Raw genomic sequence first — 25,438 nt, 5'->3', positions numbered from 1 at the left:
GAAAACTTTTTCAGACACGTTCTAAATATGTCGGTTGAAAGACACCCTCTTTTTCTTCTTTTTTCCGTCCGGCTCCGTCTCAATGCGTTTCTGATGCCGCAGAACGCTCTGCCCGAATTTCCAGGCTGTCACGGCACCGCCTCCGATCCCAAAGAAAAAGCCGATCAGATAAATCCATGTTCCAACCGAAAAGCGGTCGCAAAGCCACCAGCAAAGTGCCAGACAAAGAAAAAGAGGCGTCACAAGGGACAGTCCGAATTGTGTCAACATTGTGAGATTGGTAATCATCCCCGTCCACTTCTTCATATCCTGTCCCTTTCTGCCGCCTCTTTTTGTCAGACCCTCGGATCTGTGTCTTGTTTCATTTTCCCCAAAACACACTTCCATTTTTGTAACCACTTAGTCAGATTGTACCATAAACGTTTTCATAAGACAAATGAATTTGTATATTTTCCAAATTATTTATTTTTATTTACATTCTTTTCATAATAATTGGAACAATTTTCTCATTTTGTCCCATTGCAAAATTGCAGCGTTCACCTCGCTTCTTATTTTTTGAAAAAAACTGCGGTTTTATTCCACACATACTGCCGTTTTTTCTTTCCAACCGGAAAGCTGATAGCTTACCTCATAGTGTCCCGGCTCCAGCAGGTATCTACCGTTTTCTTCTGATCCGAGCACTTCTGCAACCGCTTCTTTTTCACTTTTGGCAACCATTGGAAGTACGACCTCTGCGGTACAGTCGAACGGAACATCCATGGTGATGGTCACGTGCTCTTTGTCGGAAAGCTCCCAGCGAATGCTGTACATTCCCGATGCAGAATCATATTTTGCCTCTGCATACCTCAAATCCCAGTTCAGCGTCGGTGCAAACTGTACGGTCCTGGCACCCGGATGGGATTCCATCGTGTTGATGCCGGCAACGTGACGGAACATCCATTCCTGGATGGAGCCGTAAGCATAATGGTTCATACTGTTCATGCTGATGCCGGAAATCGTACCGTCCGCAAGAAGGGAATTCCAGCGTTCCCAGACGGTAGTTGCACCAAGCTTAACCTCATAAAGCCAACCCGGAAATTCCTCGTTCAGCAACAGTTCGTAGGCAAGATCATTCATGCCGTTGTCTGTCAGCACGTTATTCAGCAGCGGTGTTCCGACAAATCCTGTTTTCAGTTTGTGGTTACTCTGCTCAAACAGCTTCAGAAGCTGCCGTTTTGTCAGCTCTTCGTTCTTTGACAGATGGTATTTCAGCGTCAGCAGCAGCGCCGTCTGTGTTTTGATGCAACAGCGGCCTGTTGCGCTGTAATATTCTTCCTGTACCACAGCAAACTGCTCCTCGGACAGCTTCTGATACTTCTCCTGCTCCTCGCGGTATCCCAGCACACCGGCCGCTTTTGCCACAATTCCTGCGCTGATCGCATAATACAGGTTTGCAATAAACTCCTCGTCCGTTGCACCCATGACCTGCTCCGCTCCCTGTACCGGATTGTCCAACGCAAGCCAGTCGCCGAAGTGGAAAATATACCGCCAGCCGTGGTTATCCCCATCCACTTTCGTGATGTAATCCACCCACGATTTCATGCTCACAAACTGATCTTCCAGAATGCTCTTGTCCCCGTAAAACAGGTATAGATTCCACGGAATGATGCACGCCGCATCGCCCCAGACACACGCTGCATCCTCGACGCCGCACGACGGCACCACGTACGGCACCTTTCCGCCGAGCACGCTCTGCTCTTTTGCCATGTCGTACAGGTATTTTGCATAGAATGCATACGTATCTTCGAGATACATCGCCGTCGGCGAGAACACCTGTGCATCACCCGTCCATCCCATGCGCTCATCACGCTGCGGGCAGTCGGTCGGAACATCTACAAAATTGCACTTTAATCCCCAGCGCACATTACTGATGAGTTGGTTGACCAAATCACTTCCTGTTTTCATCCAGCCTGTCGCGGTGATATTGCTGTAGTAAGCAAGTCCGGTGAAATCCTCCTTTTTCAGATCCGGAATACCCTCGATTTTTACATAACGGTATCCATAGAAGGTAAAATGCGGCACAAGATCTATTTCCGTTCCATCCGAAATATAAATGTATTCTGATTTCGCACTCCGCAAATTTTCATTGTAGAAATTGCCGTGCTGCAGAATTTCTCCTGTCTGAACATGTACTTTTGTTCCTTTTGGCACGTCGACATGGAGTTTAAAGATTCCCGTGAATTCCTGTCCCATATCGAAAACCAGCTCACCTGCCGGAGTATGAATCAATTCTTTTGGCCGGAAAGTTTCATGAATCGTCACCGGAAGACTCATGCGATCGGTCAGTTCCCCTTTCGGTGCATCACAGAGGACTGCCTGCTCTGCAGGAAGATCCGGCAGCGTATCATCCCGATGCTCGCCGTCGTAGAGATTGGAGAATGAAATTTTGCTGCGTTGTACCTGCCATGTCTCATCCGTGCCGATGACTTCTTCCGAGCCGTCTGTATACATAAGATGCAGCTCCGCAATCAGCTTCCAGTCATTTCCGTAAAAGCCTTTATCCTCAAACGCACTGAAACCAAACCGCGCCTTATACCAGCCGTTGCCAAGCAGTACACGGAGTGTTCCCTCGCTCGAAAATTCCTCTGTCACATCGTATGTCTGATACTGTACCCACTCATTGTAATCATTGCTATACGGTGTCAGATATTCATTTCCGACACGCTTCTCATCAACAAACACTTCATACAGTCCAAGTCCGCATATATACAGCCGTGCTTTTGCCACTTCTTTTGCCGGAATAATTTTCTTTTCAAAATAAGGATGGCGTTTTTCTTCACTGCTACAGGAGACCCATTTGGCAGACCATGCTTCCTCCCGCTTTCCAGTTTCAAAAAACTGCACTTCGCTTACTGCTTTTTCTCCGGCATCGCTGCCTGCTTCCACCGTCCAGTAATACCGTGTTCTCGGCTCCAGCTCCAGTTTCACCGGATAGCAAAGGCTACTCGCTTTCGTATCCTCCCCCGAGTCAAACAACAGATGTTCCATCGCCTCATCCGATGATACACGGATCCTTGCATAACTCTGCTGCTTTCCTTTCGCTTCTTTTATTTTCCACGAAAAGACCGTCCGTTCCATCCGAAATCCCACCGGATTTTCCAGATGGTTCACTTGTGCGTGATAAATCTTCATATTTAAATTCCTCCTCCCTTTTTGTATTTCAAATATCCCCATTTTTTTTATTTTATCATAATGCATGTTTTCAAAAAAGGTTCTGTTTTGCAGGAAAAAGCATCTTTATTTGCACCCATTCCGGACAAAGCCTGTGCTTTTTTCTCCGTATCATACTCCTTTCTCCCGTCCCTGAATATCAAAAATGCCGGATTCTCTACCACAAATCCGACATTTTTGATTTCCATCCCTATCTTATCTTCAGTTCAGCAATTCATCCGCCAGCGTTCTCTTCGGCACATAGTGCACATCGTTCTCATCCCGGTAATAATTCGTATTTCCATCCTCCGGCACATCCACCAGATGAATCTCCTCCGCCGGTTTTCCAAACGCCACAATCAAAAGCGGCCGGATCTCCTCAGGCAGTCCAAGTACCTCCATTACCTCGCCCGCCTGAAAATTCCCGATCATACAACCGCCAAGCCCCTGCTCCACCGCCGCAAGCAGCATCGTCTGCGCTACAATTCCGACATCCTTCTGATACCGGTTCAGATTCTCATCAATCCCCTTATCCTGACAGATTACAACAAAGCCCGTCGGCCGTTTCCCCGGATGCGGCAAAACCATCTCCGGCAGCGCCCGCGCCCACTTCGTCAGTCCCTGCACCTTCTCCACTTCTTCCGGCTCCCACGCCAGAAAATACTTCAACGGCTGCTTATTCACACTCGAAGGACAAAGCCGCGCGCAATCCACAAACCCTTCCAACGTCTCCCGCGAAATCCGCACCGACTCATCAAATCCACGATAACTCCTGTTCTTCAACACCAGATCCTTTAACATCTTTTCATCAGCCTCCTGTCTTAATTTTTTTCTATCTCCCACTCTACCACACCTCCCACCCCCTATCAATCACCTTTTTCTCATTTCCCTCTTGACATACTTTGATATTCAAAGTATTATATATCTAGTTTTTAAAACTATATCACAAAGCATTTTACATTACATTTTTATTCTATTTATTCGTCACCAATAACCAGACCTCAAGCCAGTCGCCGCGCCTGCCCGGAAGACGCTCCACGGCGCGGCGACTGGCTTGAGGTCGTCCTTCCTACCACAAAGGAGAATTTATATGCTTCCAGAATTAAAAATAGGAAATTTAGTTGCCAGATACCCCATTATCCAAGGCGGAATGGGCGTCGGCATCAGCCTCTCATCCCTCGCCGGTGCCGTTGCCAAAGCCGGCGGAATCGGCGTCATCTCCGCTGCCCAGCCCGGCTGGCGCGATCCGGAATTCGCGCGTGATCCCTTAAGCGCCAATCTTCGCGCCCTCGCCTTCCACATCCGCCGTGCCAAAGAAATCTCAAACGGCGGCATCATCGGCGTCAATATCATGTGCGCCCTGACCCACTACGAGGAATACGTCCGCTGCTGTATCGAAAACGGAGCCGATCTCATCATTTCCGGAGCCGGTCTCCCGACTGATCTGCCAAAATACACAGCGGGAAGCTCCATCAAGCTCGCCCCTATCGTTTCCCCTCCCCGGACTGCCAAGGTTCTTCTGAAACTTTGGGACAATCACTATCACCGCGTCCCTGATCTCGTTGTCATCGAAGGTCCTGCAGCCGGAGGCCATCTCGGCTACTCCGCCGAAACCGTAGAAGAGACAGCCGCGCGCGGCTACGATGACGAAATCGGGGAAATTCTGCAGATCGTACATGGCTACGAAGAAAAATACGCCTGTACCATCCCCGTCGTCTTTGCCGGAGGCGTCTACACCCACGAGGATATCCTCCACTATCTGTCGCTTGGCTGCGCAGGTGTCCAGATGGCTACCCGTTTCGTTGTCACGGAAGAATGCGACGCCGATCCGCGCTACAAGCAGGCATACCTGAATGCCAAAAAAGAAGATATCACGATCATGCACAGTCCGGTCGGCATGCCGGGCCGTGCAATCCGCAATCCGTTTCTGACGGAACGCGAACAGGAACGGGAAAAAATCTCACACTGCTACCAGTGCCTCAAAAAATGCGACAAAGCCTCCATTCCCTACTGTATTACCACAGCCCTGGCCCGCGCTGCCGATGGCGATACCGACAACGCTCTTCTTTTCTGCGGGGAAAACGCATGGCGTCTCGATCACATGACCACTGTGCCGGAGCTGATGGCGGAACTGGTCGGGGAATCCCTGCCGGACAGCAAAAAATAAAAAATTTAGTAGTGACTTTCCTTCCCAATAATGTTACAATCTTCTCTATGATGTCAGCATAAAAAGTCTTCAAGAACTGACCATCAACCCAAAATTTTCGTAACACACAAAAACACAAAAGGAAGGAACTCTATGAGCAAACACAACAAATCCCGCAGCTCGTTTTCCGGCAAAATCGGTTACGTGCTGGCTGCGGCAGGCGCTTCCGTCGGACTTGGAAATATCTGGCGTTTTCCCTACCTCGCAGCAAAATACGGCGGAGGAATTTTCCTCCTCATTTATATCCTGCTGGCGCTCACCTTCGGCTACTCCATGATCGTTGCCGAGTCCGCCATCGGACGCATGACACGAAAAAGCCCGGTCGGCGCTTTCCAGTCGTTCGGCAAATCGAAATGGCTTTCCGCCGGGGGCTGGATCAACGCCATTATCCCGATTCTGATCGTTCCATACTACTCTGTCATCGGAGGATGGGTCATCAAATATCTGATCGAATACGTGAAGGGCAACAGTACCCTGCTCGCAGAGGACGGCTATTTTTCCGGCTTCATCTCAAACGGAGTTTCCACAGAGCTCTGTTTTGCCGTTTTCTGCCTTATTACGGTCGCCATCATCTACGCCGGTGTGCGAAACGGCATTGAACGCGTTTCCAAGGTGATGATGCCGATTCTGATCGTCCTTTCCGTTATCATTGCCGTTTATTCCGTAACAAGACCGGGCGCACTGGCAGGCGTGAAGTATTTCCTTGTTCCGAACCTCAAAAACTTTTCATGGATGTCCGTCGTCGCCGCCATGGGACAGATGTTCTACTCCCTCTCGATCGCGATGGGTATTCTGATCACCTTCGGTTCCTACATGAAAAAGGAGACCGCGATTGAGGATTCCACCCGGAACGTCGAAGTTTTCGACACCGCAATTGCAATCATGGCAGGTCTCATGATCATTCCTGCCGTCTTTGCCTTCTCCGGCGGAGATCCGGATACCCTGCAGGCAGGACCGTCCTTGATGTTTATCACCATCCCGAAGGTATTCGCCAATATGGGCTTTGGCACTGTGATCGGTATTCTGTTTTTCCTTCTGGTGCTGTTTGCCGCACTGACCAGCTCCATCGCACTGACAGAAAGCGCCGTTTCCACCTTTGAGGATGAGCTCGGCTGGGGCCGTAAAAAATCGACCGTTCTGATCGGCGTTATCATGATTGCGCTCGGAACGCTCTCCTGCCTTGGCTACGGACCGCTTTCCTCCGTCACCATTCTTGGCATGCAGTTCCTGGATTTCTTCGACTTCCTGACAAACTCCGTGATGATGCCAATTGCTGCCATTGCCACCTGTCTTCTCGTTTCGAGAGTCATTGGTGTGGCGAAAATCGAGGAAGAAATCATCCACGGTGAGAGCCGCTTCCGCAGAAAGAAAATCTTTCTTGTCATGATCCAGTATCTCTGCCCGGTGTTTGCACTGATCATTCTGTTCAGCTCCGTGGCAAATGCATTCGGCTGGATCACCATGTAATGAATCTGTAAACGATGAAAAAAGATTGTTTTCGAAACACGATCACGATTTCGAAAACAATCTTTTTTTATCCAAATCTGTCACACCAGCATCAGGAATCCGTCAGCAGCAGAATATCTTCCTCCTTCAGATACAGCTCCTTTGGAATCCCCATTTCCGGGCTCCAGTCTGTTTTTGCGATCTTCCACTGCAGCCAGCTGCATTCGGCATTCTTCCGGAACGAAATGTTCCATTCAAACGGATCTTCCCAGATTTCGGATTCGTTGACCGGAAATACATTTTCCTCACCCGGCCTTTCTACTGTGGCCAGAAAATGTGCCCGGATGCCGACTGCGCGGATATCGTCTGCAATTTCCCGCTCCTTTACGTGCAGCGTCACGCCCCAGTCCACGGCCCGCAGCGTGTGCGCATCCACCCGCTCGGCCGCCGAAATGTTCTTGCAGCCCGACAAAATTGCCGCTGTGCGCGTCTTCGGATTCTGGAAAAATTCCTTCAGCGGTTCCATGACTTCCATCTTTCCCCGGTTCATACAGCTGACCGTATCGCAGATGCGGTACACCTCATCGCGGTTGTGTGATACGAAGATGACCGGTTTTCCGGCCTCCTTCAGATGTTTGTACATCTCCTGCTCCAACTGCCATTTCAGATAGGTATCGAGCGCTGAAAACGGCTCGTCGAGCAGAATCAGCTCCGGCTCTGCTGCGAGCATCCGTGCCATCGCGACGCGCTGTTTCTGGCCGCCGGAAAGCTGTCCCGGGATCTTTTTCTCCAGCCCTTCCAGCTGAAACTGGCGGATCAACGATTCCGTCCGGCTCCGGTCCGGCCGTTTTCCCATGCCTGCCTCAATATTCTGCACAACATTCATATGCGGAAACAGGGCGTAATCCTGGAACATATAGCCGACTTTCCGCTTCTGCGGCGGCAGATTGATTTTTTTCTCCGAATCAAACAGCACCTTGCCGTCAAGGACAATCCGCCCTTCATCCGGCTTTTCGATTCCGGCGATACACTTTAAGGTCATGCTTTTTCCACAGCCCGACGCGCCGAGAATCGCAAAAATCTCCTGCTCCGCCCGGAACTGCATATGCATAAAAAAGCCGTCCAGTTTTTTCGTAATATCTACTTCAAGCGCCATGATTTATCCTCTCTACCACTGTTTCTGATTTTTCTTTCTCCGGTTGCCGAGAAGGTTCATCGCTGTCATCGTAAGGAATCCGACGAGCAGTACGACAACAGACCAAAAACCCGCCGTTTTATAATCCCCGTCCTGAATCACCATTGCGATTTTCTGGGAAACGGTACCCGTCTTTCCCGGAATATTTCCGGCCAGCATCGACGTCGCACCGTACTCACCGAGCGCCCTTGCAAATGCCAGTACCGTACCGGAGAGCACGCCGGGACCTGCCGATGGGATGACCACTTTCCAGAAAATCTTCCACTCCGACATACCAAGCGTCCGCGCCGCATAGATCAGGTTCGTATCCACCTGCTCAAATGCCGCTCTCGTATTGCGGTACATCAGCGGAAACGCGATAATCGTTGCCGCCAGAACACAGCCAAGCCATGTCTGTACTGCCTTGATACTGAAATTCTCATACAGTGCAGCACCAAACGGACGGCGGAGGCTGAAAATCAGAAGCAGGAAAAAGCCTGCAACGGTCGGCGGCAGAATCATCGGAAGTGTCAGAAAGCCGTCAATCACGGCACGCGCGCCGGGACGCAGCTTCATCACCGCACGCGCGGCAAAAATACCAAAGAAAAAGGACAGAATCGTCGCCACAATACCGGTCTTGATCGAAATGACAAGCGGGCTCCAGTCCAGTGACTGTAAAAAATCCAGTATTTCCTGCATAACATTTCCTTTCTATCCACGGCAGCCCTGCATCACGCATCCTGCCCGGATTTTCTCTGATGCAAAACCACCGTCCGCAGAAACGAAATCTTTCTTTTTCGGACGGTGATTTCAAATCCCTGCTGTTTTTTGTGGGATCTTCTTTTTATTCTACCTCTGTATCAAAGTAATAATTCCGGAAGATGGCGGCTGCCTCATCGGAAGTCAGAAACTCTACGAAGTCTTTCGCTGCTGCCTGCTCGGTCTCATCTGCCTCTTTGTTGACAACCTGTGCTGCCGGGTAGATGACATTTCCGGTCAGATCGTACGGAACGACCTGCAGAACCTTCAGACGTTCCTCCAGACCGTAGGTATCGGAATAATAAACGGTACCAACCTCGTTGGATCCCTCTGCAACTGCGGAAGTAACGGCTCCTACGTTTGCACATTCATTGATTTCCACGCCGCCGAGCGCTTCGGAAACCTGCTGGGTTGTGATGGCCGATACATCGTCTGCTTTCTCCAGAATGCCTGCATTGACCAGTGCTTCTCTTGTGTATTTTCCAACCGGAACGGAACCGTCTGCCATTGCGATGCTGGATGCCTTGTTCAGGTCCTCCAGGCCCGTAACTTCTGTATTGCTTCCCTCATAGGTTACAACGCAGACCTGATTGTTTACGATGTTGTGACGGGTTCCCTCAACCAGGAGATTCTCTTCCTCAAGCTGATCCATCTGTTTTGCTGCTGCGGAGAAGAATACGTCGCAGGATGCACCCTCTTCAATTTGTGTCATCAGGGTTCCTGAGCTGTCATAGCTTCCAACCAGTTTGACATTCGGCTGCGTCTTATTGTACTCGCTGATCAGCGTCTCCATTACGGAGTTCAGGCTCTTTGCGGCAAATACGGTGACGGTGGTATCGTCAAATACTTCGCCGTCTGCTGTGCTCTTGGCGCTGGATGCGCTCTCTGCTTCCGAAGAAGCGCTGGAGGCAGATGTGCTCTCTGCCTTGGAGCTGCTCTTGCTGGAAGAATCTGTTGAATTGGAAGATCCGCATGCGGCAAGAGAAAGTGCCATAGCTGCCATCAGAAGAATGGATACTGTTTTCTTTTTCATGATAATTGACTCCTCATTTTGTATATTTACGTATGAAGCGCCGGATGTGCACCTTTTCGTTTTCCGGTTTTTGCTGACCGGATCTGAATGAGCTGTGCGGCAATGCTGATTGCAATCTCCGCCGGCGTCTCGCTTCCGATCTCGATTCCGATCGGGGCATAGACACTGTCGAGCTGTTCTCCGGTAAAACCCTGCGCTTCCAGTTTTTCGCGCACATACTTTGTCTTTCTGCGGCTTCCCACCACACCGATGTACGACGCGCCGGTGCGAAGCGCAAACGCCTCGGCATCCGCATCGCACCGGTGGCCGCGTGTCACAATCACGAGATAATCATTTTTCCGGATCGAAAGAATCTCGTCCAGTTTCGTAAAATCCACCAGCATGGTCTGCCCGGCGTCCGGGAACAATGCTTTGTCCACATATTCCTCCCGGTCATCGAGTACGATACAGCAGAAATCCAGATGATGCAGCACCGGAACGAGTTCCTGGGCCAGATGGCCGCCGCCGAACAGATAAACCTTTCCATCATAGCAGAATTCCTCGGCGTAATACGTTTTCCCATCCAGTTCCAGAATCCGGCAGTGGCCCGCTTTTTCCTGTGCCGCCGGAAGCATTTCCCACGCTTCTTTTTCCAGCACGCGGATACCGGTTCCGTCCAGCGCAAAAAAAATCCAGTAACTGCGGTACTGCTCCTGCGCCGCAAGCGCCTGCGCCAGACTTTCTGCTTCGCCGTGCGCTCCATTCATAAAATAGAAGCACACCTTCACTCTGCCGCCGCAGACCATGCCAAGCCCCTTCCCCTCTCCGGTTCCGAGATCGTATTCTCTGTATTCACTTTTCTTCTCCTGCACCAGCTCCTGCGCATGCAGAACCGCCTGATATTCCAGGTTTCCGCCGCCGATAGTTCCGAAAACCCGTCCTTCCCGGCCGACCAGCATATAGGCGCCCGTCGTGCGCGGAATGGAGCCGTCCCCTTCGGTGATAAAGGCAAGAACCGTGTCCTGTCCCTCTTCCAGCTGTGCAAGCAGTTTCCGGTAAAGTTCGTCCATGTTTCCTCTCCTTGTGTCTGATCTCTGGTCTACTTTTCCGTCACCAGTTCGATGGTGTCACCCTTTTGAATCGTGCCGCCGCGCAGCACCACCGCGAAAACGCCCTCCCGCGGCATGATGCATTCACCCATGCGTTTGAAAATCTCGCAGTGGCTGTGGCACTCCTTTCCGATCTGCGTCATCTCAAGCAGCGCATCCCCGCAGGAAAACCGCGTGCCGACCGGCAGATTCCGGAAATCATATCCTTCCACGATCAGGTTTTCCCCGAAGGCGCCGAGCGGAATATCCGCCCCCTTTGCACGGAAGGCTTCTATTTTTTCATACGACAAAAGGCTCACCTGGCGGTGCCAGTGCCCGGCGTGTGCATCGCCCTCGATGCCCCAGTCTTCCACCAGCTTCGCCGTTTCCACCTCGTGCTTTGCCGTTCCCCGTTTTTCACTGATACAGATTCCTATGATTTTTCCCATTTCTTTTGTTTCCTCTTCTTTTCGAACCGCCGTCATTTCATCCGCCGATGCCGGACATCAGGTGGTGCTCTGTCATATCCTTTGGCCGCTCAAAGCAGTGTTCCATCGGCTTTTTTAAGATTGCCTGTGCCATCACATCCCGCAGATCCGCCGCCGTTCCGTTCTGCAGAACCTCCCGCAGATCCACGCCGTTCTCATAGCAGAGGCAGAGCTTTAAAAAGCCGCGGCTTGTCAGCCGTACGCGGTTGCAGCTTCCGCAGAACTTTCCGTGGATCGCGCTGATAAAGCCGACGGGCATCGACAGCTTTTCGTACCGCACATAAGCCGCAGGACCGTTTCCTTCTTTTTCCTGGTCCGGCGTACATGCCCCATACCACTGTTCCAGCTCTGTTTTCAGCGCCTCATTCGACGGACCCACGTACGATTTTCCGGCGCCCACCGGCATCACCTCGATGAACCGCACCGGGACTTTTTCCTGCTCTGCAAATTCAATCAGTTCCTGCGCATGCAGTTCTTTTCGATGCACCGCATTCAGCTTCACTAAAAGACCCGCCTCTTTGGCCGCGCAGATGCCCTGCTTTACCTGCTCCAGCGCATCGCGTCCGGTAATCGCCGCAAACTCTGCCGCATCCACTGTATCCAGGCTCACATTCACACTGTCACAGCCGGCCGCCTTCAGATCCCTCGCACACGATGCCAGGCGCACGCCATTCGTCGTGATCCCAACGGATGCGGTGCCCGGCACTGCTTTTATTTTCTGCACCAGCTCCACGCACTCTTTTCTTACCAGCGGTTCCCCTCCGGTAATCCGGTAATGCGTGATGCCAAGCCCAGCCGCGGCGTGCACAATCTTCAGCATCTCTTCGACGGTAAGCGGCGGATTCTGTTCCGCCTGCTCCAGTGCACAGCCCGCCGCACTCTCCGGCATACAGTACCGGCATCTCAAATTGCACGCGTCCGTGATGGAAATCCGCAGGTAATCTATCGTTCTGCCATACTGATCCTTCATCGTTTATCTTCCTTTTCCAAAACCGCAGTTCGGGAAGGTGCAGACCTTGCAGTTCAGGCAGAGACCGCCCTCGCCAAGACCGGCCAGCTCATCCGCTTTCACCTCATCATCTGCAATGAGGCGCGGCAGGACAAGATCAAAAATCGTCCGTTTCGAATACATGACGCATCCCGGCAGGCCGACGATCGGTGTTCCGTTTTCGGCATACGCCAGAAGGAACATGGCTCCCGGCAGCACCGGCGCGCCGTAGGAAACGATGCGTGCTCCGGTATTTTTGATCGCCAGCGGCGTCTTGTCGTCCGGATCCACACTCATTCCTCCGGTGCAGAAGACAAGATCGGCACCCGCTTCCATCGCACGGCGGCATCCGTCTGTGATCTTCGATGCATCATCATCGTAAACCTCATGAAAGATCATCTCCGCGCCGAATTCTGCCAGTTTTTCCTGGATAACCGGTGTAAAGGTGTCCTCGATCCGATGGTAATACACTTCATTTCCCGTTGTCAGAACCGCAAATTTTTTCTTGTGGAACGGCTTTAAGGTCAGGATCGGCCCGTCGGAACAGACTGCCTGTGCCGTCTCCATCTTCTCTTTTTTGATGACGAGCGGAATAATTCTCGTTCCCGCCAGTTTGTCGCCTTTTTTCACGTATGTATCACCGTGGCGCGTCGCAATCATCATCTCGCCGAGGCTGTTTACTTTTTTCAGCTTCTCGCGGTCCACTTTCAAAAGACCGTCGCAGTCCGCGATCAGTTCAATTTTTCCTTCTTTGACATCGGACGGATGCATGTGATCGTTTTTACACATATCGTAAAGAATCTGTGCCGCCTCATTTTCATGCAGCATTGTATCGTCCTTTTCCCAGATGTAAATGTTGTCCTTTCCGACACTTAACAGCACCGGAATATCTTCTTCCGTAATGATGTGGCCTTTGCGGAATACCGCATCTTTTGTCACACCTTTGATAATCTGTGTAATATCGTGGCAGAGCACCTGGCCTACCGCGTCTTCTGTTTTCATCAGTTTCATCTGAAACGCCTCACTTTTTCTATTTGAATCTATTCCAGTTCCCCGCAGATCACTTCCAGCACGCTTCCGGCGATGCACCGCGCCTTATCGGAAATCGTGAAGCAGTTCTGCAGTTCTTCTTTCCGCGGATCGATGTCCGCAATCTTAAATCCCTTCGTCACCGGATAGCCGTCGCGGATCAGCCCGCGCAGCAGACCGGAGAGAGATGCTTCCACAGGTACCGTCCCTTTTTCTGTCTCAATCTCTGCAATCACAGCCCTGGCTTCCACAATGTCTCCGATCGAAGCCGCATTCCGCAGAATACCTTCCGCCTGTGCATGCATCACACGCTCTTTTCCGTACCCGCCGATGATGCCCGGAATGCCAGTGTTCGGAACCGCGCTCCCGCTTCGGATCACGCGTCCAAGATTATGACCGCGCTTCGTCTCAATTACAGCATCCACATCTTCTCCTGCCGTAAAGCCCGGTCCGAGGGCAATCACAAGCGGTGCCATCTCTTTTGTCGTCCCGAGATTTTTCTTCGCCAGAATCGCATCGACCACGACGGCCGGGCGAAGTGCTGCAATGCTTAGTCCCGCCGGATCCACGAGCACCGGAACACCATCTTTCTTCCAGATCCGTTCCATTTCCTGTTCAAGAAGTTCTTTCCGGTTCTTTTTCTCTGCGAGATCCACGTCCATGCGCACGGCTTCCACGTCCTCTACCCTGGCACTGCCAGCATATACCGCTTCGCTCAAAGCCACCTGCCGCCGGATCGCCGCCGGGTGCTCTGCTTCCAGAACCAGCAGACGAAAGCCCGCTTTTTTCAGACGATGGATCGTACCGGTTGCAAGATCTCCTGCTCCCCGTACCACGATCAGATCTTTCTTTTTCATCTTCGCTGTCTTCCTTCTTTCGTTTCAGCAGCCGCCGTTTTCTTCCGTCTTCCGCGGTCTGCTTCGTTATTCTCGTGCAAGAATAACGCTTTTTCCATTAATAAAATACAGGAAAGGACCCGTTTTGTCAACGTGTCCCCGTAAAAAATGTTATTTTTCTTCTGTTCCAAACCACTTCTGAAACGACGCATCGGCGCCTGCGCGGACTTCTTGTTCAAACTTCCGGTACCGCTTCAGGAATTCTTTTCCCTCCGGGGTCAGTACCGTCTGGCCGCCGTTGCTGCCGCCCCGGTTGCCCTGTACCAGCGGGATGCCGAGATCCTCCTCGGCGCGCTTTAAGATTTTCCATCCCTTCGAGTACGCCATCTGCATGCATTTGCAGCCCTTCGAAAGGGAGCCGGTTGCCTCCACATGCTCCATCAGCTCCGCCACACCGGGACCGAAGGCATGATCCGTCCGGCTGACGCGCAGCCGCATGTCGTACCGCAGCTTCTGTCGTAATGTTTCTTCTTTTTCTTCCATCTCCACCTCACACCTCTACAGCAGCACACGGTACTCCGCCTCATAGGCAAGTCCCGCCGTCTGAAGTGCCGCAAGGATTTCTTTTCCCTCTTCTGGCGCTGCTTTCCAGGAAAGGCCGCAGCCCGCCGTAATTTCCCGCGGAACGGGGATCATCCTTCCCGGCAGGCCGTGCGCTCTCGCATACTGCTCCATCTGCATCGCCTGCGTTGTCCCCGCAAACGTCAGAATCCAGGTTTCTTTTCGCTGTCTCATATCGTTTCTTCCTTTTTCCAGCTTCTTTTGTATCCCGGATGCCGGCTGCCGCCTCTCTCACTGCTGCATTTCTTCTTCGGCAAACTCCCGCAGAGCCTGCGCGGCAATCCGGACTTCTTCTTCCGTCAGTACATGGGAAAAGCTGAACCGCACGGCTCCCTGCTCCCGTGTCCCGAGTGCTTCGTGCATCAGCGGCGCGCAGTGTGCCCCGCTTCGGACTGCAATACCATAGTTCTCATACAGCCAGTCGCTGACATATCCCGAATCACAGGAGCCGATGTTTAATGCCGCCGTTGGTACCCGCTGCTGCAGATCGTCTGTTCCATATAAAGTAAGTCCCGGGATTCCCTGAATTTCCTCCAGAAAGAGGTGCATCAGCTCCCTCTCTCTTTTGTAAATCATTTCAATCCCCGTCTTCTCCAGATATTCCAGCGCTCCCAGAAGTCCCGCAATTCCGTGGACATTTAAAGTTCCCGCTTCCAGGTGCTCCGGCATCGCCGCAGGCTGTTCTTTTTCATAGCTTCGGATTCCGCTTCCGCCCATTTTGAGCGGCCGGATCGAAAGTTCCGGACGGACGTAGATTCCGCCGGTTCCCTGCGGCCCTAATAGTCCCTTGTGGCCGGAAAAACAGAGCACGTCGATCCCGCTTTTCTGTACATCAATCGGCAGAATCCCCGCTGTCTGCGCCGCATCGACGATCAGACGCAGGGAATGGCGTTCCGCAATTTCGCACACCCGCGCAAGATCCGTGATATTTCCGGTCAGGTTGGAGGCATGCGTGACGACAAACGCTTTCGTGTTTTTCCGCACTGCCGCTTCCATCTGATCGTAATCGATCCTTCCAGATACATCCGCCGGGATCACGGAAAGCTCCAGTCCCTGTTTTTCCAGTGCATACAGCGGGCGCAGAACGGAATTATGCTCGCAGACTGTCGTGATCACATGATCCCCCGGCCCGAAGAGTCCGAAAATTGCCGTGTTCAGTGCCTCCGTATCGTTGCACGTAAATGCAATCCGCTCCGGACTCTCCGCGTGAAACAACTCTGCCAGCCGCATTCTCGTCTCAAAGACGATGCGGCCCGCATCCAGTGTCGCATCGTGTGCACCGCGGCCTGCATTTCCACAGCCGCGCAGTGCCTGGATCATACGCTCCTCTGCTTCTTTTGGATGCCACAGCGACGTTGCCGCCGAATCGAGGTAAATCATGGCTTAATCACGCGGTCTGCGCTGCTCATGCGCTCCACGATGTCATACATGTTGGTCACACTGCCGACCTGCAGCTTTTCGGTGATGCCGTAGAAGTTCAGGCATGTTCCACAGGTCAGAATTTCAACGCCGCGCGCTGCCAGATCTTTCAGATCCTCCAGGGACTCGGAACCCTCGCAGGTCAGCTTTGCACCGCCGTTGTAACACAGAATCGTATCCGGCAGCTCATCCTGCTGGGTCAGTGCATAAAGGAAGCTCTTCATCAGAATTTTACCCAGCTCCTCGGCTCCTTCGCCCATATGGTCTGCAGAAAGAACGACGAGTTTTGTTTTCTTTGCCGCCGGTACGAGGCATACGGTTTTCTCTTCTGTTTCAGCCGGCTCTGTTTCCGATACGGTGAACTCCACATGATACTCTTTTTCTTTCTTCTCTTTTACCAGAAAGCCATATCCTTTCTGCTGCGCCATTTTTTCCAGGTTCTGCACGGCGATTTCATTATCCACCAGAACCTCCACTTTTCCGCTTCCCGCAAGTTCTGCAATCGCATTTTTTGCCTTTACCAGCGGTACCGGGCACACATCACCCATTGCGTTTACTGTCTTTTTCTCCATCTCTGCCATTTTTCATCCTCCCTGCCTTACCATTTCCTGCTCTGTGTCACATAAATTTCGGTTCCTGCCGGCTCTGTGACTTTTCCAACGATTGCTGCCGGAATCCCCTGCTCCAGCAGTTTTCTCTGCATTTTTTCTGCATCCACGGCATCCACGGCCATCAGAAGCCCTCCCGATGTCTGCGGGTCAAACAGCACCTCCTGCATGCCGAACGGTATATCCTTAAAGGTCACATGCTGCTCCAGATAATTCCGGTTCCGCTGGCCTGCCGCAGTGATCAGAAACTCCTCCGCCGCTTCCACAGCCCCCGGGAACACCGGAATCTGATCCGCCCAGATATGGCAGGACACGCCCGACTCCATCATCTCATGCAGATGTCCTAGGAAACTAAAGCCCGTTACATCGGTACAGGCATGAATGTTATACTTCCGTGCCGTCTCCGAGGCGTACTTATTCAGCGTCATCATCGATTCCACTGCCTTTTGAAATCCCCCCGGGTTTTCCTCCCCGACGCGGTGCGCCGCACAGAGAATGCCGGTTCCGAGCGGTTTCGTCAGAATGAGCAGATCACCCACGCGGCCCGTATTGTTCTGCCAGATCCGGTCCGGATGCACGGTTCCCGTGACAGAAAGGCCGTATTTTACACTGTCATCCGCAATCGAATGACCGCCGGAGAGCGATCCGCCCGCTTCCTGCACCTTTTCCGCGCCGCCGCGCATGATTTCTCCGAGGACATTCAGATCCATCTGTTCCGGAAAGCAGACGATATTCAGGGCTGTCCGCACCTCTCCGCCCATCGCATAGATGTCGCTTAAGGCATTCGCCGCCGCAATTTTTCCAAACGTGTACGGATCCTCCACCACCGGCGGAAAGAAATCCAGCGTCTGGACCATCGCAAGGTCGTCCGTCAGCCGGTAGACGGATGCATCGTCTTTGCTGTCATAGCCCACCAGCAGATTCGGATCCTTTTCCCCTTTCGGCAGCTTCTCCAAAATATGTTCGAGCACGCCTGCCCCGAGCTTTGCCGTACAGCCGCCGCTCTTACAGAAAATAATTTTTTCTTCTTCCATCGTTACCTGTTCCCTCTTTTTTCAGCTTCTTCCGCACTCTCCGTCCGTTCCGCGCAGAAGTCCCAGCGCATGCGGCAGGGTATCAAGTACAAATCCAAGACTCTCTTCCACCGCCTTCGGGCTTCCCGGCAGATTGATAATCAGCGTCCGATGACGGATTGCACTCACTGCCCGGCTCAGCATCGCCCGTTTTGTGATCGCCATGCTGCCCGCGCGGATCGCCTCCGCAATGCCAGGTGCCACACGGCCGGATACCGCCAGAGTTGCCTCCGGTGTCACATCCCGCATGGAAAATCCCGTGCCGCCTGTCGTGAGGACAAGATCGCACTGCTCCAGATCGGCAAGCCGGATCAGTTCCTCCTCGATCATCGCCCGCTCATCCGGCAGAAGGCGCATCGAAACGACCTCATACTGCTCCGCCGGAAGCAGCTCTTTGATCTTTGGGCCGCTCTTATCCTCGCGCTCGCCCTGATAGCCTTTGTCACTTAACGTTACAATTCCCACCCGGAAAACCGGGAAATCTTTCTTTTCTGCCATGCTTTATTTTTCCTCTTTCTGATAGATATAATGACCGCTCTTTCCGCCGTCCTTTTCCAGAATGTGGATATCACGAATCACCATGCCGCGGTCCATCGCCTTGCACATATCGTAGATCGTGAGCAGCGCTGTGGAAACACCAGTCAGCGCCTCCATCTCCACGCCGGTCTTTCCGACACATGATGTGGTGCACACGGCCGTAATAGAATTTGTATTCTCGTCCGTGGTAAATGTCACTTCGCAGTTCGTCAGCGGCACAATGTGGCACAGCGGAATCAACTCCGCATTCTTCTTCGCCCCCATGATGCCTGCCAGCCGTGCAACGCCGAGCACATCGCCTTTTTTCGCCGTATGGTCCCGCACGGCTGCAAATACCTCCGGGCTTACCTGTATGGTTCCCGTCGCCGATGCTGCCCGGTACGTGTCCGGCTTCTCATGGACATCGACCATGACGGCGCTGCCGTCTTTCTTAAAATGGGTAAATTCCGCCATCTGTCTCCTCCGTTCTATTTCCGTTTTATTCTCCGGGTTCCCACTCTTCTTCCGCTTCACGCACGGGAAGCTCTGCTCTCCCATACCAGGGATTCGTGTTCTCACCGCTTTGTCTTCTGTTTCCTGTCGCGCACGTAACCAGAACATGCTCGATCCCCTGCCTGCGCAGCAGCTCCACAAGTTTCTCGACGGCCGCCCGGTGTTCTTTTTCCTCATACTGGTGCAGTACCGCATAAAACGTTCTGCCTTTCAAATCCTTCTGCTGTCCCTGTTCCGATGCGATCAGCCGTGCCAGATCTTCTTCCGTGATATGGTGTTCCATCGTACAGCCAAGCAGTTCCGCCGCCCGTTCTGCCCGAAAGCAGCCCTTGCCAAGCGGCTGTCCCAGTGCCGAAAGACCTGTCACACCAATCACAAGATCTGAAGAGGAAAGCAGCACCGGTTCATGTTCCGCCGGTGCCTTGCACTGCAGGTGCCTCGCGCCGTCCGCCTCGATCAGCGTCAGATCGGCCTTTTTGCGTGCCGCTTCAAATAGTTCCGTTTCCGGCATGGAAAGCTTTTCCGGATCCCGGCAGGCACTCCCGATAATCGCTGCGCGGCCTGTGCGAAATTTTCTTTCGACCGCTTCCAGACTCTGGTCATGCCATTCCTTCGGCGGACGGTAAATGTGCGTCGAAGTTGTCACCAGTACCTTCTGATCGTTTTTTACGCAAAAGCCTGCCATCTCGTACAGCAGCGTCGTTTTTCCGCCGCCGCCGATGATAGAAACTACATGGTTCTTTTCCTTTAAAAAGGGGAACGCCGTTCCCATTCCTACCGGCTCCAGCTTCTGTTTTTCTGTTTTCTGCCAGATTCGAAGCATCTCCTCTGCCCCCTTCTGCCGTCTTTCTTTCTCACTCTACCATACTCATTTTGGGCTGTCAAATTTTACTCACGCCGAAAAAACTTGAAAAAAGAACTGCCCCGATCGGGCATCCCAATCAGAGCAGTTCTTCTATTCTTACTGAACGTGTACGGTAAGCACCGCCGCATTTGATCTGTTTCCATCGCTGTCCGTCACATGATACGTCAGCGTGTAATCTCCCGGCACTGCAGTATTCACATCGCCGTCGATCTCAATCTGGTTAAAGAGTGACTCCTGGCTGTCTGCATCATCGGTCATCTCTTTGATATAGCTGGTTTTGTCCAGATCGTTTCCGGCTTCCACTGTTACTTCATACGTATTCAGGTACAGTTTTGGGCTTTCCGCCGGCAGTGCTTCGATTTCCATCTGCGCATCTGTCTCATTTTTTGTGCCCTCTGTGTCATTCTGCTGCGGCTCCTCTGCTGCCGGTGCAGACTCATCTGCCGCCCCACTGTTATCCGTTTCCTGCGTAGCCTCATTTTCCGCCGGGGTATCTTCCGCTGCAGCTTTATAATTCACGCGGCGTGTTGCTTTTGATACATTATTGTGACTGTCCTTTGCCGCATAGACAACCGATGCACTGGTATGGTCATCGTTCGGGAAAATGTTTTCAATCACCAGCGAATCTGTCACATCTCCGTCTTTCTCATCCGTTGCAGTAGCGCCTTCCAGCAAAGGCGCTGTATCACTGCCTTCCTCATACGTTACATCCCCATCAGCTGGAAGCTCGATTTCCGGGCCTTTTCGGTCGTCCGTCACTACGACAGCTGCTGTACCGGCTCCTAGCGCCACGCACAGGACAATCAAACCTGCAACAATCCCTTTTTTCATGGCAGTTAATCGTCCTCCTCCTGGCCGTAATCTCCATATTTGTACTGACCGTATTTTCCGTATTTACCATACGCCTGTTTCTGCATATCCACCTTGTTCAGGACAACGCCAAGCAGCGGGCAGTTACTTCTCTCGAGCTGGCTCTTTACTTCCTGTGCAAAACGATAGCTGATCACACCGGACTCAATGACCATGATTGAACCATCACAGATTTCTGCAACGATTGCACTGTCGATAACGCTTCCAAGCGGAGGAGTATCCACAATCACATAATCGTAAACTTTACGAAGTGCATTTAAAAGACTTCGGAAGTTCTTTCCCCCCAGAAGCTCTGCCGGATTCGGCGGAAACGGGCCGGAATAAATCATGTAAAAGTTCTTTACATTGGTAGAACAGATGACATCCTCCAGAGTTGCCTGACCGGACAGGAAGTGTGCCAGTCCGCGAACAGATTTCTGTGTTTTCGTTCTTCCAAGAAGAACCGATTTCCGAAGATCGGCATCGATCAAAATCACTCTTTTTCCGCTCTCTGCAAGAGAAATGCCGAGCTGCATAGAAACACTGCTCTTTCCCTCATTTGGTGTACAGCTTGTAACCGCGATTACTTTCTTATCTTCTCCGCAGAACTGAAGGTTGGTCCGAAGAGATTTGTAGGCTTCCACAATCTGATAGCCTGATTTTTCCTGTTTTACTACTACCTGATTCACGTTCCGTATCCTCCCTTATTTCTTTCTTCCACGGCCGTTTTTGTTTTTCTTCTTGCTCTTTTTCTGTCCTTCTGCAAGAGGAATTATGCCGAGTGTACTGACACCCAGATAACGTTCTACATCTTCGGAGGTCTGGATGGTGTCATTTGTCAGATAAACAATAATGATGATGACAATCGCGATAAATGCCCCTGCTATTGCACCGATCAGCCCGTTTTTCTTAATACTTGGGCTTACCGGCTCATCTGGAATATTCGCCTCATCTACCACATTTACAGCTTCTGTGTTCATAACGTTCTGAATATGATCTGATGCTGCTACACGGATTGCATCCGCCATCTGGCTTGCTACATACGGATCTTCGTCTTTTACTGTAATCGAAAGGATACGCGTATCGTTCTGTGTAGTAACAGTAATTTTGTTCAAAAACTCCTCATAGGTAAGATCCAGATTTAACTGTGCAATAACGGTTTCAACAACCTGACGGCTCTGAATCAGCTCCGCATAGTCTTTGGTTAAAAGAGAACTTGCCTGCAGATCTCCACTTGTTACAGTACTGCTACTGTCCTGTTTTGACAGTACATACATTTTTGTCGTCGATTCATACTGCGGCTTCATAAATACTTTGCTGACCAGTACCATCAGAAGGCCAAGTGCCAATGCAGCTAAAATCACATAGCCAATTTTGCTCCAGAGCACACGAAGCAGTTCCAGTAAATCGATTTCAATTTCATCCTGATTCTGTTGATTCGTTTCCATCTTCTTCTCCTGACTTTTTTTAGATTTCTCCGGCATCCCTTAAGATTTCCATCGGATTATCGTGGAAAATCCTTTCGGCATATGCCTCTCCCATTTTTTTTGAAACATAGGCAGCGCCTGCTCCTATGTTGGGAATACGTGTTTTTGTGTTGTGGGAATCGCTGCCGACAAAACCGAGCAGATCTTCCTTCATCAGTTTTCTGCAGTAGCGTTTTGCCCCCCACGTATACTTTCCAAGTATACTTTCCACATTCACCTGCAGTCTTGCGCCCATATCCACCAGATCGCTGGAAAATCCGACGCTCTTTACCGTTGCCTGATAGCGCTCCACATGCGCGATAATCGGTTCATAACCGCAGGACAGTACATTGTAGACTCTCTCACGGATATGCTGTGCGGAATCTCCCTCGGAAAATTCCAACAGAACATAGGATGAACCGGCCATGGTCACATATTTCCGTTTTTCCAGGATATCCTGAAGATCCATGTTCGAGTGAAGTTCACACCCGAGATAAAGCGACATATCCGGATATTCCTTTTTTGCCGCTTCCTGCAGTTTCAGAAACTGCTCATGTACCTTTTTTGCCGGTGTTTCAAACATCCGCCGCCGATAATGCGGTGTGATGATAATCTTCCTGACCCCGTCCTCGTGCTGCATTTTCAGCATCGCCAGCGACTCTTCCAGGTCAGCTGCACCGTCGTCTACCCCCGGGACCATATGGCAGTGTACATCAAATAATTCCTTCATACCTTATCCCTCTTTTTGTGTTCTTTCTTCAAGTCACGCATACTTACACATTCTATTTTAGTATACATCCTTTTGTGATCTCTGGCAATACAAAAAACATACTCTGTATTTATTTTTTAACATTTTTGTCAAACTTGCCTAAAATGAGGGATAAAAAAGAGACCTCCATTTTCATGTCAGCCTCTCCTGTTATTTTCTGCAGATGAAAACCCCTGCCTCTTTTGTGATCGCAATTCCGCCGTGTTTCTGAATTTTCTTTTCCAGAAATTCTTTGAATTCCCGCTGTCTCGGATACAGATACTCATTCTGATTTCCATGGCAGGAAAGGATATAGTCCAGAAGCGGCTCCGGCCGGTCGACCCAGAGACTGTCCTCGTAGATTCTTTTCTCTACGCTGCCAAAATAAGGCTTTAACTGCTTTTCTCCGTGATCCAGACCAAAAATAGTATACAGCGCCACCTCCGAAAGATTGATCTGCGGATCAAACTCCTGTACCAGATCGGTAATCTCTTTCATATGGCCTTTTCCATATGTACTGCAGTAGAACACGCCGTCATCTGAAAGCACACGGCTGATTTCCTGCAGACCGCGGGACAGATTCTGGACATAGAACAAAACATGATTTGCAATAATCCGGTCGTATTCCGCATCCGGAAACGGAAGCTTCTGGCAGTCCAGTGTCCGGAAATCAAAACAGAATGCCTTTTCTTCTCCCAGATTTTCCGCCGCATCCCGGATCATGCCGTCCGACAGGTCAGACAGACAGATATACTTTCCTTTCAGTACGGATGGCTCCGCTTTTTTCCAGAGCTGCCCGTTTCCGCAGCCGATCTCCAGAATCCGGCGCGCACCGTTAAAATCCATCTGTTCCAGAAGCCACGGGAACCATCCCTTTTTATTTTGGGAATACTGCTCGTGCAGCGAAATACGGATATTCAGGTTTTCCCCGTTTTTGTACTGCTCCACCAGCATCTTTTCCATATCGGTCAGATGAATCAGGTTCAGAATGCCGGTCCAGTCGATCTGGTTCGTCTCCTCCAGAATCTGTGTCGTATTCTGCAGCGCCTTTTCCATCTGCTCCAGATTTTCCATCTTCTTGTGCACAAGTCCGATCTGCATTTTCAATGATTTCAGAATATCCGCACTCGTATCGTGAATCGTCATATTTCCGATCTCATTCAGGGAAAATCCGAGATATTTCAGCGATAAAATTTTCTGCAGCTTCAGAAAATCCTCATCCGAATACATCCGATAACCGGATTCGTTAATAAAGCTCGGCTTCAGCAGCCCTTTTTTGTCGTAATAGCGAATTGTCCGAATGGTCACATGGGCCATCCGGGCAAATTCACCAGTGGTATAATATTGATCCATATCCACCACTCCTTCGCAAAAGCCGCTTTTTTGCGGCCTTTGCATTTCACTTTTCTCTCTTACAGACGGTCTTTGTACATCTCAGCAAAGTAGTTCTGATACTCACCGCTGATGATGTGTTTCCACCAGTCTTCATTATCCAGATACCACTGAATTGTCTGTGCAATTCCGGTATCGAAGTTGTATTTTGGTTTCCATCCAAGTTCAGTCTCGATCTTGGTCGGGTCGATTGCATATCTTCTGTCATGGCCCGGGCGGTCTTTTACGTATTTGATCAAAGATTCCGGTTTGTCCAGAGCTTTCAGGATGGTCTGTACTACCTGAAGGTTTGTTCTCTCGTTGTGTCCGCCAATGTTGTAAACCTCGCCTACTTTACCTTTATGGATAATCAGGTCGATTGCTTCGCAATGATCGGATACGTGCAGCCAGTCTCTGACATTCTCACCGTTTCCGTATACCGGAAGCTCTTCGTCTGCCAGTGCGCGGCTGATCATAAGCGGAATCAGCTTTTCCGGGAAGTGATACGGGCCGTAGTTGTTGGAGCATCTGGAAACGGTAACCGGGGTACCGAAGGTTCTGTGGTAAGCCAGTACAAACAGGTCTGCGCTTGCTTTGGATGCAGAGTACGGACTAGAGGTATGGATCGGGGTATTCTCTGTAAAGAACAGGTCCGGGCGATCCAGCGGAAGGTCTCCGTAAACCTCATCGGTAGATACCTGATGATATCTCTTTACGCCGAATTTTCTGGAAGCATCCAGCAGTACACGGGTTCCCATTACGTTGGTCTGAACAAAGATGCCAGGATCCTCAATGGAACGGTCTACATGGCTCTCTGCTGCGAAGTTGACAACAACGTCAAATTTCTCTTTTTCAAACAGATCCATGATGAAAGCTTCGTCTGCGATATCACCTTTTACAAATTTGTAGTTCGGTTTGTCCTCAACCGGTTTCAGAGTCTCCAGGTTTCCTGCGTAGGTCAGCAGGTCCAGGTTTACAATCTGATAATCCGGGTATTTGTTTACCATGTGATGTACGAAGTTTCCGCCGATAAATCCGGCTCCGCCTGTTACTAATACTTTCATGCTTTTTCTCCTTTTTGGTGTGTTTATCGTCTCAGTTTTATGTCAATTCAACTTGTTGTACTCTCACTATAATGGGTGACGTTGCGTCATGGTCAAGAGGAGAATGAAAA

At 51.1% G+C, this 25,438-nt stretch carries 27 protein-coding genes; 2 read left to right on the top strand and 25 right to left on the bottom strand.

What is annotated here, in order from left to right:
- Nucleotides 1-21: 21 nt before the first annotated feature.
- The 3 genes from DW915_RS03670 to DW915_RS03655 all read right to left on the bottom strand — a co-directional run bounded on the left by DW915_RS03670 (nt 22) and on the right by DW915_RS03655 (nt 4,032).
- Nucleotides 22-306: an AtpZ/AtpI family protein gene (locus DW915_RS03670; RefSeq protein WP_055220696.1), complete on the bottom strand. Its 285-nt coding sequence runs from the start codon at nt 304-306 to the stop codon at nt 22-24.
- 267 nt (nt 307-573) lie between these two features.
- On the bottom strand, nt 574-3,171 hold the full coding sequence (locus DW915_RS03665) for an alpha-L-rhamnosidase (RefSeq protein WP_118741618.1): 2,598 nt from the start codon (nt 3,169-3,171) through the stop codon (nt 574-576).
- 240 nt (nt 3,172-3,411) lie between these two features.
- Nucleotides 3,412-4,032 carry a nitroreductase family protein gene (locus DW915_RS03655; protein ID WP_243033778.1) on the bottom strand — a complete coding sequence of 207 codons (621 nt, stop codon included), beginning with the start codon at nt 4,030-4,032 and terminating at the stop codon, nt 3,412-3,414.
- Between the two features lie 247 nt (nt 4,033-4,279).
- On the opposite strand from DW915_RS03655, the gene DW915_RS03650 reads away from it, so the two are divergent.
- Both DW915_RS03650 and DW915_RS03645 read left to right on the top strand, forming a co-directional pair.
- Nucleotides 4,280-5,356 (top strand): NAD(P)H-dependent flavin oxidoreductase, encoded by a 1,077-nt coding sequence (locus DW915_RS03650; protein ID WP_118741617.1) that lies wholly within the window; start codon nt 4,280-4,282, stop codon nt 5,354-5,356.
- Nucleotides 5,357-5,488: 132 nt separating this feature from the next.
- Nucleotides 5,489-6,862, top strand: coding sequence for a sodium-dependent transporter (locus DW915_RS03645; protein ID WP_118741616.1), 1,374 nt, complete (start codon nt 5,489-5,491; stop codon nt 6,860-6,862).
- Nucleotides 6,863-6,953: 91 nt separating this feature from the next.
- Here the strand turns inward: DW915_RS03645 and DW915_RS03640 are convergent, their stop codons facing one another.
- From DW915_RS03640 to rfbB, 22 genes are all read right to left on the bottom strand, one after another.
- The gene (locus DW915_RS03640; RefSeq protein WP_118741615.1) at nt 6,954-7,997 is read right to left on the bottom strand and encodes a sulfate/molybdate ABC transporter ATP-binding protein; all 1,044 of its coding nucleotides are present in this window, start codon (nt 7,995-7,997) and stop codon (nt 6,954-6,956) included.
- A gap of 12 nt (nt 7,998-8,009) precedes the next feature.
- Entirely contained in the window at nt 8,010-8,714 is a 705-nt protein-coding gene (modB, locus tag DW915_RS03635; protein WP_118741614.1) for a molybdate ABC transporter permease subunit, read from the bottom strand.
- 145 nt (nt 8,715-8,859) lie between these two features.
- Complete coding sequence (gene modA / locus DW915_RS03630) at nt 8,860-9,807, bottom strand: molybdate ABC transporter substrate-binding protein (RefSeq protein ID WP_118741613.1); 948 nt, start codon at nt 9,805-9,807, stop codon at nt 8,860-8,862.
- A gap of 26 nt (nt 9,808-9,833) precedes the next feature.
- Entirely contained in the window at nt 9,834-10,856 is a 1,023-nt protein-coding gene (locus DW915_RS03625) for an XdhC family protein (protein ID WP_118741612.1), read from the bottom strand.
- A gap of 29 nt (nt 10,857-10,885) precedes the next feature.
- Complete coding sequence (locus DW915_RS03620; RefSeq protein ID WP_022462461.1) at nt 10,886-11,323, bottom strand: MOSC domain-containing protein; 438 nt, start codon at nt 11,321-11,323, stop codon at nt 10,886-10,888.
- 37 nt (nt 11,324-11,360) lie between these two features.
- The gene (moaA, locus tag DW915_RS03615) at nt 11,361-12,332 is read right to left on the bottom strand and encodes a GTP 3',8-cyclase MoaA (protein WP_117813748.1); all 972 of its coding nucleotides are present in this window, start codon (nt 12,330-12,332) and stop codon (nt 11,361-11,363) included.
- A gap of 3 nt (nt 12,333-12,335) precedes the next feature.
- On the bottom strand, nt 12,336-13,361 hold the full coding sequence (locus tag DW915_RS03610; protein ID WP_055220523.1) for a molybdopterin-binding protein: 1,026 nt from the start codon (nt 13,359-13,361) through the stop codon (nt 12,336-12,338).
- Nucleotides 13,362-13,390: 29 nt separating this feature from the next.
- On the bottom strand, nt 13,391-14,236 hold the full coding sequence (gene yqeB, locus DW915_RS03605) for a selenium-dependent molybdenum cofactor biosynthesis protein YqeB (protein WP_118741611.1): 846 nt from the start codon (nt 14,234-14,236) through the stop codon (nt 13,391-13,393).
- 150 nt (nt 14,237-14,386) lie between these two features.
- Entirely contained in the window at nt 14,387-14,758 is a 372-nt protein-coding gene (locus DW915_RS03600; protein WP_022462465.1) for a winged helix-turn-helix domain-containing protein, read from the bottom strand.
- Between the two features lie 15 nt (nt 14,759-14,773).
- Nucleotides 14,774-15,010 carry a DUF3343 domain-containing protein gene (locus tag DW915_RS03595; protein ID WP_022462466.1) on the bottom strand — a complete coding sequence of 79 codons (237 nt, stop codon included), beginning with the start codon at nt 15,008-15,010 and terminating at the stop codon, nt 14,774-14,776.
- Between the two features lie 57 nt (nt 15,011-15,067).
- On the bottom strand, nt 15,068-16,216 hold the full coding sequence (locus DW915_RS03590; protein ID WP_055266420.1) for an aminotransferase class V-fold PLP-dependent enzyme: 1,149 nt from the start codon (nt 16,214-16,216) through the stop codon (nt 15,068-15,070).
- The gene (gene yedF / locus DW915_RS03585) at nt 16,213-16,827 is read right to left on the bottom strand and encodes a sulfurtransferase-like selenium metabolism protein YedF (RefSeq protein ID WP_082424948.1); all 615 of its coding nucleotides are present in this window, start codon (nt 16,825-16,827) and stop codon (nt 16,213-16,215) included. Before yedF ends, DW915_RS03590 begins: the two co-directional genes overlap by 4 nt.
- Nucleotides 16,828-16,853: 26 nt before the next feature.
- On the bottom strand, nt 16,854-17,897 hold the full coding sequence (gene selD, locus DW915_RS03580) for a selenide, water dikinase SelD (protein WP_022462469.1): 1,044 nt from the start codon (nt 17,895-17,897) through the stop codon (nt 16,854-16,856).
- 21 nt (nt 17,898-17,918) lie between these two features.
- Nucleotides 17,919-18,434: a MogA/MoaB family molybdenum cofactor biosynthesis protein gene (locus DW915_RS03575; RefSeq protein ID WP_022462470.1), complete on the bottom strand. Its 516-nt coding sequence runs from the start codon at nt 18,432-18,434 to the stop codon at nt 17,919-17,921.
- Between the two features lie 3 nt (nt 18,435-18,437).
- Complete coding sequence (gene moaC, locus DW915_RS03570; protein WP_022462471.1) at nt 18,438-18,926, bottom strand: cyclic pyranopterin monophosphate synthase MoaC; 489 nt, start codon at nt 18,924-18,926, stop codon at nt 18,438-18,440.
- 25 nt (nt 18,927-18,951) lie between these two features.
- A complete protein-coding gene (gene yqeC / locus DW915_RS03565) occupies nt 18,952-19,788 on the bottom strand; it encodes a selenium cofactor biosynthesis protein YqeC (RefSeq protein WP_118741610.1) in 837 nt (278 codons plus the stop codon).
- Nucleotides 19,789-19,926: 138 nt separating this feature from the next.
- Nucleotides 19,927-20,661: an immunoglobulin-like domain-containing protein gene (locus DW915_RS03560; protein ID WP_118741609.1), complete on the bottom strand. Its 735-nt coding sequence runs from the start codon at nt 20,659-20,661 to the stop codon at nt 19,927-19,929.
- Between the two features lie 5 nt (nt 20,662-20,666).
- Nucleotides 20,667-21,368: a polysaccharide biosynthesis tyrosine autokinase gene (locus tag DW915_RS03555; RefSeq protein WP_055227943.1), complete on the bottom strand. Its 702-nt coding sequence runs from the start codon at nt 21,366-21,368 to the stop codon at nt 20,667-20,669.
- 15 nt (nt 21,369-21,383) lie between these two features.
- Entirely contained in the window at nt 21,384-22,127 is a 744-nt protein-coding gene (locus DW915_RS03550; RefSeq protein WP_055228010.1) for a YveK family protein, read from the bottom strand.
- A gap of 19 nt (nt 22,128-22,146) precedes the next feature.
- Nucleotides 22,147-22,875 carry a CpsB/CapC family capsule biosynthesis tyrosine phosphatase gene (locus DW915_RS03545; protein WP_055227942.1) on the bottom strand — a complete coding sequence of 243 codons (729 nt, stop codon included), beginning with the start codon at nt 22,873-22,875 and terminating at the stop codon, nt 22,147-22,149.
- A gap of 189 nt (nt 22,876-23,064) precedes the next feature.
- A complete protein-coding gene (locus DW915_RS03540) occupies nt 23,065-24,246 on the bottom strand; it encodes a MerR family transcriptional regulator (protein ID WP_118741608.1) in 1,182 nt (393 codons plus the stop codon).
- 59 nt (nt 24,247-24,305) lie between these two features.
- Nucleotides 24,306-25,328, bottom strand: a complete 1,023-nt coding sequence (gene rfbB / locus DW915_RS03535; protein WP_022461570.1) for a dTDP-glucose 4,6-dehydratase — start codon at nt 25,326-25,328, stop codon at nt 24,306-24,308.
- Nucleotides 25,329-25,438: the final 110 nt, after the last annotated feature.

The organism is Blautia sp. AM42-2 (assembly GCF_003480245.1).
GTDB lineage: Bacteria > Bacillota > Clostridia > Lachnospirales > Lachnospiraceae > Fusicatenibacter > Fusicatenibacter saccharivorans.
Note: the sequence above shows the minus strand (reverse complement) of the source record. Positions and strands in the feature narration are given on the sequence as shown.

Excerpts from the sequence above, each read along its gene's own strand:
- DW915_RS03550 (WP_055228010.1), bottom strand. The coding sequence starts at position 22,127 with ATGGAAACGAATCAACAGAATCAGGATGAAATTGAAATCGATTTACTG.
- DW915_RS03640 (WP_118741615.1), bottom strand. The coding sequence starts at position 7,997 with ATGGCGCTTGAAGTAGATATTACGAAAAAACTGGACGGCTTTTTTATG.
- moaA (WP_117813748.1), bottom strand. The coding sequence starts at position 12,332 with ATGAAGGATCAGTATGGCAGAACGATAGATTACCTGCGGATTTCCATC.
- DW915_RS03540 (WP_118741608.1), bottom strand. The coding sequence starts at position 24,246 with ATGGATCAATATTATACCACTGGTGAATTTGCCCGGATGGCCCATGTG.
- DW915_RS03600 (WP_022462465.1), bottom strand. The coding sequence starts at position 14,758 with ATGGAAGAAAAAGAAGAAACATTACGACAGAAGCTGCGGTACGACATG.
- DW915_RS03665 (WP_118741618.1), bottom strand. The coding sequence starts at position 3,171 with ATGAAGATTTATCACGCACAAGTGAACCATCTGGAAAATCCGGTGGGA.
- DW915_RS03645 (WP_118741616.1), top strand. The coding sequence starts at position 5,489 with ATGAGCAAACACAACAAATCCCGCAGCTCGTTTTCCGGCAAAATCGGT.
- yedF (WP_082424948.1), bottom strand. The coding sequence starts at position 16,827 with ATGGAGAAAAAGACAGTAAACGCAATGGGTGATGTGTGCCCGGTACCG.
- DW915_RS03610 (WP_055220523.1), bottom strand. The coding sequence starts at position 13,361 with ATGAAACTGATGAAAACAGAAGACGCGGTAGGCCAGGTGCTCTGCCAC.
- modA (WP_118741613.1), bottom strand. The coding sequence starts at position 9,807 with ATGAAAAAGAAAACAGTATCCATTCTTCTGATGGCAGCTATGGCACTT.
- DW915_RS03650 (WP_118741617.1), top strand. The coding sequence starts at position 4,280 with ATGCTTCCAGAATTAAAAATAGGAAATTTAGTTGCCAGATACCCCATT.
- DW915_RS03670 (WP_055220696.1), bottom strand. The coding sequence starts at position 306 with ATGAAGAAGTGGACGGGGATGATTACCAATCTCACAATGTTGACACAA.
- DW915_RS03625 (WP_118741612.1), bottom strand. The coding sequence starts at position 10,856 with ATGGACGAACTTTACCGGAAACTGCTTGCACAGCTGGAAGAGGGACAG.
- rfbB (WP_022461570.1), bottom strand. The coding sequence starts at position 25,328 with ATGAAAGTATTAGTAACAGGCGGAGCCGGATTTATCGGCGGAAACTTC.
- moaC (WP_022462471.1), bottom strand. The coding sequence starts at position 18,926 with ATGGCGGAATTTACCCATTTTAAGAAAGACGGCAGCGCCGTCATGGTC.
- DW915_RS03595 (WP_022462466.1), bottom strand. The coding sequence starts at position 15,010 with ATGAGACAGCGAAAAGAAACCTGGATTCTGACGTTTGCGGGGACAACG.
- yqeB (WP_118741611.1), bottom strand. The coding sequence starts at position 14,236 with ATGAAAAAGAAAGATCTGATCGTGGTACGGGGAGCAGGAGATCTTGCA.
- DW915_RS03590 (WP_055266420.1), bottom strand. The coding sequence starts at position 16,216 with ATGATTTACCTCGATTCGGCGGCAACGTCGCTGTGGCATCCAAAAGAA.
- modB (WP_118741614.1), bottom strand. The coding sequence starts at position 8,714 with ATGCAGGAAATACTGGATTTTTTACAGTCACTGGACTGGAGCCCGCTT.
- DW915_RS03560 (WP_118741609.1), bottom strand. The coding sequence starts at position 20,661 with ATGAAAAAAGGGATTGTTGCAGGTTTGATTGTCCTGTGCGTGGCGCTA.
- DW915_RS03575 (WP_022462470.1), bottom strand. The coding sequence starts at position 18,434 with ATGGCAGAAAAGAAAGATTTCCCGGTTTTCCGGGTGGGAATTGTAACG.
- selD (WP_022462469.1), bottom strand. The coding sequence starts at position 17,897 with ATGGAAGAAGAAAAAATTATTTTCTGTAAGAGCGGCGGCTGTACGGCA.
- DW915_RS03620 (WP_022462461.1), bottom strand. The coding sequence starts at position 11,323 with ATGGGAAAAATCATAGGAATCTGTATCAGTGAAAAACGGGGAACGGCA.
- DW915_RS03545 (WP_055227942.1), bottom strand. The coding sequence starts at position 22,875 with ATGAAGGAATTATTTGATGTACACTGCCATATGGTCCCGGGGGTAGAC.
- yqeC (WP_118741610.1), bottom strand. The coding sequence starts at position 19,788 with ATGCTTCGAATCTGGCAGAAAACAGAAAAACAGAAGCTGGAGCCGGTA.